Source organism: Acidaminococcus sp. AM33-14BH (assembly GCF_003603525.1).
In the GTDB taxonomy this organism is placed as follows: Bacteria; Bacillota; Negativicutes; order Acidaminococcales; family Acidaminococcaceae; genus Acidaminococcus; species Acidaminococcus intestini.
Window position 1 is genome coordinate 1 of the sequence record NZ_QTNG01000023.1, and the last position, 5,292, is coordinate 5,292.

A 5,292-nucleotide genomic window follows, 5' to 3' on the forward strand; every position below is an offset into this window, starting at 1 on the left:
ACATAAGAAAAACACCCCACTGCCTAAAGCAAGTGAGGTGTCAATCCAACCGGCAACTTCCTATCCTCCCGGACCGTTTCCAGTCGAGTACTTTCGGCGTTTAAGGGCTTAACTGCTGTGTTCGGCATGGGAACAGGTGGAACCCCTTAGCTATCGTCACCGGATTATGTTGTTGAAGGCATGAGCCCTCAAAACTTCATGAAGAGACTTCCTTGTCCTTTTCGGACTTCGATGAAAACTTGGCCCTTAAGTCAAGCCCTCGACATATTAGTACAGGTCAGCTTAACACATTGCTGTGCTTACACATCCTGCCTATCAACCTTGTAATCTTCAAGGTGTCTTACTAGATTACTCTATGAGAGATCTCATCTTAAGGATGGTTTCACGCTTAGATGCTTTCAGCGTTTATCCGTTCCGGACGTAGCTACCCAACTATACCCTTGGCAGGATAATTGGTACACCAGCGGTCCGTCCACTCCGGTCCTCTCGTACTAGGAGCAGCCCCCTTCAAATCTCTTACGCCCGCGATGGATAGGGACCGAACTGTCTCACGACGTTCTGAACCCAGCTCACGTACCACTTTAATGGGCGAACAGCCCAGCCCTTGGGACCGACTTCAGCCCCAGGATGTGATGAGCCGACATCGAGGTGCCAAACCTCCCCGTCGATATGGACTCTTGGGAGAGATTAGCCTGTTATCCCCAGGGTAGCTTTTATCCGTTGAGCGATGGCCCTTCCACTTGGATGCCACCGGATCACTAAGCCCTACTTTCGTACCTGCTCGCCGTGTTTGGCTCGCAGTCAAGCTCCCTTCTGCCTTTACACTCGTCGCGCGGTTTCCGTCCGCGCTGAGGGAACCTTTGGGCGCCTCCGTTACTCTTTAGGAGGCGACCGCCCCAGTCAAACTGCCCGCCTAACACTGTCCCGAGGATCGTTGCTCCTGCGGTTAGAATCCCGATATTCGAAGGGTGGTATCCCAACGGCGGCTCCCATGATCCCAGAGGACCATGCTCCAAGCCTCCCACCTATCCTGTGCGTCGAATATCAGAACCCAATATTAGGTTACAGTAAAGCTCCATGGGGTCTTTCTGTCCAGTCGCGGGTAACCTGCATCTTCACAGGTATTTCAATTTCACCGGGTCCCTCGTTGAGACAGTGCCCAAATCGTTACACCTTTCGTGCGGGTCGGAACTTACCCGACAAGGAATTTCGCTACCTTAGGACCGTTATAGTTACGGCCGCCGTTCACTGGGGCTTCAGTCAAATGCTTTGGGTCGAACCCGGACATCCTTCTTTAACCTTCCAGCACTGGGCAGGTGTCAGCACCTATACATCAGATTTCTCTTTCGCAGGCACCTGTGTTTCTGGTTAACAGTCGCTTGGGCCTCTTCTCTGCGACCACACTAGGCTCCAGGAGCAAGTCCCTTCACCACTGTGGCTACCCTTATCCCGAAGTTACGGGTACATTTTGCCGAGTTCCTTAACGAGGGTTCTCCCGCGCACCTTAGGATTCTCTCCCCGCATACCTGTGTCGGTTTACGGTACGGGCGGCAGCTTTCTCACTAGAAGCTTTTCTCGGCAGCGTAGGCTCAATCCCTTCGGGAACAAGTTCCCTCCACATCACGCCTCAGCCTCAGTACACGGATTTGCCTGTGCACCAGCCTGCACGCTTGTACGCGATCTACCATTCTCGCGCGGACCTGCCTTCCTGCGTCACTCCATCGTTCAAACGATTGCTGCCGGTACTGGAATATCAACCAGTTGTCCATCTCCTACGCTCCATGCCTCGGATTAGGTCCCGACTTACCCTGAGACGACGATCGTTGCTCAGGAATCCTTATGCTTTCGGTGGATAGGATTCTCACCTATCTTTTCGCTACTCATGCCAACATTCTCACTTCCCACCAGTCCACCGTCCCTTCCAGGACGACTTCAACCCAATGGGAACGCTCCTCTACCACGCGGTACAAGTACCGCATCCGTAGCTTCGGTTCCATACTTTAGCCCCGGGAATCTTCGGCGCAGGGCCTCTCGACCAGTGAGCTATTACGCACTCTTTAAATGGTGGCTGCTTCTGAGCCAACATCCTGGTTGTTTATGAGACCCCACATCCTTTTCCACTTAGTATGGCATTGGGGACCTTAGCTGACGGTCTGGGCTGTTTCCCTTTTGACAACGGGACTTATCTCTCGTAGTCTGACTCCCAAGCTCTGCAGCATAACCATTCGTAGTTTGACAGGGTTCGGTATCCTTTACGGACCCTATCCCGATCAGTGCTCTACCGCCTATGCTTACTGCTTGAGGCTAGCCCTAAAGCTATTTCGAGGAGAACCAGCTATCTCTGCGTTCGATTGGAATTTCACCGCTACCCACGATTCATCCGAAAGCTTTTCAACGCTCACCGGTTCGGTCCTCCACGCATTTTTACCTGCGCTTCAACCTGATCATGGGTAGATCACTACAGTTTCGGGTCTACGAACACCAACTATTCGCCCTGTTTAGACTCGCTTTCGCTCCGGCTCCGCATTTCCTGCTTAACCTCGCTGGTGCCCGTAACTCGTTGGCTCATTCTTCAATAGGCACGCCGTCGCTTGCGCTCCGACTGCTTGTAGACATACGGTTTCAGGTTCTCTTTCACTCCGCTCCCGCGGTTCTTTTCACCTTTCCCTCACGGTACTATGCGCTATCGGTCACTAAGAAGTGTTTAGCCTTGGAGGGTGGTCCCCCCGACTTCCCACAAAATTCCTCGTGCTTCGTGGTACTCTGGATCCCTGCCCCCTCGTCCTTCCTTTCACCTACGCGGCTCTTACGCTCTCTGGCTTACCTTTCCAGGTAATTCGACTAGGTAGGACTCGGTTGATGCAGGTCCGTAACCCCAACCATCCGAAGATGACTGGTTTAGGCTCTGCCCTCTTCGCTCGCCGCTACTGTGGGCATCTCGTTTGATTTCTCTTCCTCCGGCTACTTAGATGTTTCAGTTCACCGGGTTCCCCTCCCGTAGGATACCATCCCATGACGGATGGTGGGTTTCCCCATTCGGACATCCACGGATCAAGACTTGCTTGCAGTTCCCCGTGGCTTTTCGCAGCTTACCGCGTCCTTCATCGGCTCTTAGTGCCAAGGCATCCACCGTATGCCCTTAGTAGCTTGACTTATATCACTCGATTGCTCTTGTGACGTTTCAAGTTCTAAGGAACTTACGTTCCTTGGTTCTCGTTAAACTCATTTCTAAATTCGCATTTAGATCAGAGGTGCTTGTATGTTCATCACAACATACAAGACTTTTTTGTCTCTTCTATGAAGTTTTCAGGGTTCATGATAATGTGGTGGAGACGAGGAGAATCGAACTCCTGACCCCCTGCTTGCAAGGCAGGTGCTCTCCCAGCTGAGCTACGCCCCCAGCATTAACAAACAATCAATAAAAATGGTGGGCCTAAGAGGACTCGGACCTCTGACCTCACGCTTATCAGGCGTGCGCTCTAACCAGCTGAGCTATAGGCCCATTCTTGATTGTGAGGGCAAAACCCTCAAAACCAAATATTGATGTTGACAGATGTGCGTCGACGAGAGATTTGGATCAAAGACCGTAGTCCCGATCGGTTCTCCATAGAAAGGAGGTGATCCAGCCGCTCGTTCTCGAACGGCTACCTTGTTACGACTTCACCCCAATCATCGGCCCCACCTTAGACAGCTGACTCCTAAAAGGTTATCTCACCGGCTTCGGGTGTTACCAACTTTCGTGGTGTGACGGGCGGTGTGTACAAGGCCCGGGAACGTATTCACCGCAGTATGCTGACCTGCGATTACTAGCGATTCCAACTTCACGTAGGCGGGTTGCAGCCTACGATCCGAACTGGGGTCGGGTTTCTGGGATTTGCTCCACCTCGCGGTTTCGCTGCCCTTTGTTGCCGACCATTGTAGTACGTGTGTAGCCCAAGACATAAGGGGCATGATGACTTGACGTCATCCCCGCCTTCCTCCAAGTTATCCCTGGCAGTCTCCTATGAGTCCCCGCCATTACGCGCTGGTAACATAGGATAGGGGTTGCGCTCGTTGCGGGACTTAACCCAACATCTCACGACACGAGCTGACGACAGCCATGCACCACCTGTTTTCGTGTCCCCGAAGGGAGGGACCTATCTCTAGGTCTTTCACTCAATGTCAAGCCTTGGTAAGGTTCTTCGCGTTGCGTCGAATTAAACCACATACTCCACCGCTTGTGCGGGCCCCCGTCAATTCCTTTGAGTTTCAATCTTGCGATCGTAGTCCCCAGGCGGGATACTTATTGCGTTAACTCCGGCACAGAAGGGGTCGATACCTCCTACACCTAGTATCCATCGTTTACGGCCAGGACTACCGGGGTATCTAATCCCGTTTGCTACCCTGGCTTTCGCATCTCAGCGTCAGACACAGTCCAGAAAGGCGCCTTCGCCACTGGTGTTCCTCCCAATATCTACGCATTTCACCGCTACACTGGGAATTCCCCTTTCCTCTCCTGCACTCAAGACTTCCAGTATCCAACGCCATACGGGGTTAAGCCCCGCATTTTCACGTCAGACTTAAAAGCCCGCCTACATGCTCTTTACGCCCAATAATTCCGGACAACGCTTGCCACCTACGTATTACCGCGGCTGCTGGCACGTAGTTAGCCGTGGCTTCCTCGTTAGGTACCGTCAACACCATGACCTGTTCGAACACGGTGCTTTCGTCCCTAACAACAGAGCTTTACAATCCGAAGACCTTCATCACTCACGCGGCGTTGCTCCGTCAGACTTTCGTCCATTGCGGAAGATTCCCCACTGCTGCCTCCCGTAGGAGTTTGGGCCGTGTCTCAGTCCCAATGTGGCCGTTCATCCTCTCAGACCGGCTACTGATCATCGCCTTGGTGAGCCGTTACCCCACCAACTAGCTAATCAGACGCGGGCCCATCTTCCAGCGATAGCTTGCAAGCAGAGGCCATCTTTCCTCCCTCCTCCATGCGGAGGAGGGAGCACATTCGGTATTAGCATCCCTTTCGGAATGTTGTCCCCAACTGGAGGGCAGGTTGCCCACGCGTTACTCACCCGTTCGCCACTAAGAACTTACCGAAATAAGTTCTCCGTTCGACTTGCATGTGTTAAGCACGCCGCCAGCGTTCGTCCTGAGCCAGGATCAAACTCTCCAAAATAAAATTATTTTGAAGAACCTCTTGGCTCTTGAAAATACTAGCTCTTGTTTTTTTACTTCGTTTTCTCGAAGTGACTCGGTCGCGTCACTAAAGTGACTTGACCCGCACATCTGTCAATCAATATT

2 tRNA genes and 3 rRNA genes are annotated in these 5,292 nt (G+C 52.5%); all 5 read right to left on the reverse strand.

Features of this window, described 5'->3' with window-relative positions:
- Window positions 1-47: 47 nt before the first annotated feature.
- The 5 genes from rrf to DW817_RS10505 all read right to left on the reverse strand — a co-directional run bounded on the left by rrf (window position 48) and on the right by DW817_RS10505 (window position 5,167).
- Window positions 48-164 (reverse strand): 5S ribosomal RNA (rrf, locus tag DW817_RS10485).
- Window positions 165-247: 83 nt separating this feature from the next.
- Window positions 248-3,153: ribosomal RNA gene (locus tag DW817_RS10490) — 23S ribosomal RNA — on the reverse strand.
- Window positions 3,154-3,324: 171 nt separating this feature from the next.
- Window positions 3,325-3,400: transfer RNA gene (locus DW817_RS10495), tRNA-Ala, on the reverse strand.
- Window positions 3,401-3,425: 25 nt separating this feature from the next.
- Window positions 3,426-3,502: transfer RNA gene (locus tag DW817_RS10500), tRNA-Ile, on the reverse strand.
- 108 nt (window positions 3,503-3,610) lie between these two features.
- Window positions 3,611-5,167: ribosomal RNA gene (locus tag DW817_RS10505) — 16S ribosomal RNA — on the reverse strand.
- Together the 16S, 23S and 5S rRNA genes with 2 tRNA genes alongside form the textbook arrangement of a ribosomal RNA operon.
- Between the last annotated feature and the right edge of the window lie 125 nt (window positions 5,168-5,292).